Genomic DNA, 1158 nt, shown 5'->3' on the forward strand with positions numbered 1-1158 from the left:
TGACCGGCATTTTTAATGGTTCGGAATAAAATATTAGGACGTTGAAATGCTTGCGTTTCACAAAACAATTGTAAAGGCGTGAGATGATCCTCATCACCCGCTAAAATTAATGTCGGGATCGCTTGCGGGATCCATCTCGCTCTGTAGCGTTCATCAAAATTTTGCGCCGACCATTCACAGGTTGCAGAATTAATAGGTAATGCTTGAAGAAAAGAAAGAGCTTTTTTAAGCCTGTAGCGTTAAACAAATAAGGAGCAGAAGCAATGACCAGTTCTTTCAGTTTGTTATTATCAGGTGCATCAGCATAAATTTTCTGCAACGCCTCAACCTCGGCTATAGGATGCTGTTTAACATAGTCCATGAAAATCTGTTGCCAGGAAGCATCAGGCGCAGAATCCATTAATATTAATCCAGTCAGTAAACCCTCTAATTTCTCAGTAGCCAGTGCATACATGCCACCTGTTGAGTGTGCTACTAAAATGACATTATCTAATGCGGCTAATGCTTCGACAAGTGCTGCTGACCACTGGGAAAAACTCTCCCTATCATTGGATGTTAAATTTGAACCATCACCCGGCAGATCAAGATGCCAGATTGTTCCAGGAAGGTGCAATATTTTTGTTAGGCCGTCTAACGATTCAGAACCCAAACCTGGTCCGCCGGGCAGAAAAACCCAATGATAAGGTTTACCACCTTGACTCCTAATCAATTGTAATCGCGATTTTAAAGACGTCCAAAGATAGTTTTTTTCATATTAAAAAGCTTGGAAATATGCAATTTTCAGCCAGTATATCCTGCACTTGGTTATTTTTTATAATTACACGCCTCTTTTCTTACTTAAAAATCGATTCGATAAAATAAATATATTTTGGGATTAGCAAAAAAAGCAGGAAATAATATGCTCTATCTAATAAATTCCCGTCCAGGAAAACGTGATGACTGATCTAAGCCAACTTGAAGAACGATTAAGCGCCATCGAAATGCGTTTAAGTCTTATTGAGAACCATTTAAGTGGCGTAACAGGGTCTCCCTGGGCTGAGACTGAGACGCCAACCACAGCACCAATACTGCCGCCCACGCAAACAGAAAAATCGCAGTCAGTAGTTAAGCCAGGAAATTGGCTTGGTCTTATCGCCATAGTTTGCTTCCTATTCGCGG

The 1158-nt window shown here is 40.8% G+C and carries 2 protein-coding genes; one reads left to right on the forward strand and one right to left on the reverse strand.

The genetic code is table 11. The features are described from left to right. Positions 1 to 106: 106 nt before the first annotated feature. Positions 107 to 709 carry an alpha/beta fold hydrolase gene (locus tag BN58_RS18305; RefSeq protein ID WP_019218073.1) on the reverse strand — a complete coding sequence of 201 codons (603 nt, stop codon included), beginning with the start codon at positions 707 to 709 and terminating at the stop codon, positions 107 to 109. A gap of 226 nt (positions 710 to 935) precedes the next feature. Between BN58_RS18305 and BN58_RS27025 the strand changes: the two genes are divergently transcribed. Continuing rightward, positions 936 to 1158 (forward strand): hypothetical protein (locus BN58_RS27025; protein WP_040916763.1); only part of this gene is annotated, 223 nt, incomplete at its 3' end.

It is taken from the genome of Legionella tunisiensis, from assembly GCF_000308315.1.
In the GTDB taxonomy this organism is placed as follows: Bacteria; Pseudomonadota; Gammaproteobacteria; order Legionellales; family Legionellaceae; genus Tatlockia; species Tatlockia tunisiensis.